Here is a 278-nt window from a genome sequence, read left to right on the forward strand (position 1 = left end):
TTGCCGTCCTCTGGGCCATCATCGCCGCGATCCTGGCCTCCATTGGCCGCAAGGAACTCAAGAAGATCAAGGGCCTGCCGCAGACCGGCGAAACCCTTTCCGAAATTCCCCCAACCCTAAAACCAGGTGAGGTCAACCGATGAGCGAGAACCCGGACGCAATCCGTTCAGACATAGAAGCCACCCGCGCACGGCTGGGCACCAACGTGGACGCCGTCGCGGACAAGGTCACCCCGTCCAACATCGTCAACCGCCAAACCGACAAGGTCAAAGACGCCG

Annotated in this window: 1 protein-coding gene and 1 pseudogene; both read left to right on the plus strand. The window is 61.2% G+C overall.

Features of this window, described 5'->3' with window-relative positions; all coding sequences use genetic code 11:
- A pseudogene (locus AC5RU7_RS21125) lies at window positions 1-143 on the plus strand (phage holin family protein); the annotation flags it as partial.
- The coding region (locus AC5RU7_RS21130; RefSeq protein ID WP_494053892.1) for a DUF3618 domain-containing protein at window positions 140-278 on the plus strand (139 nt) is incomplete at its 3' end. The pseudogene AC5RU7_RS21125 and the gene AC5RU7_RS21130, both read left to right, overlap by 4 nt.

The sequence above is a fragment of the Arthrobacter sp. K410C genome (assembly GCF_059090105.1).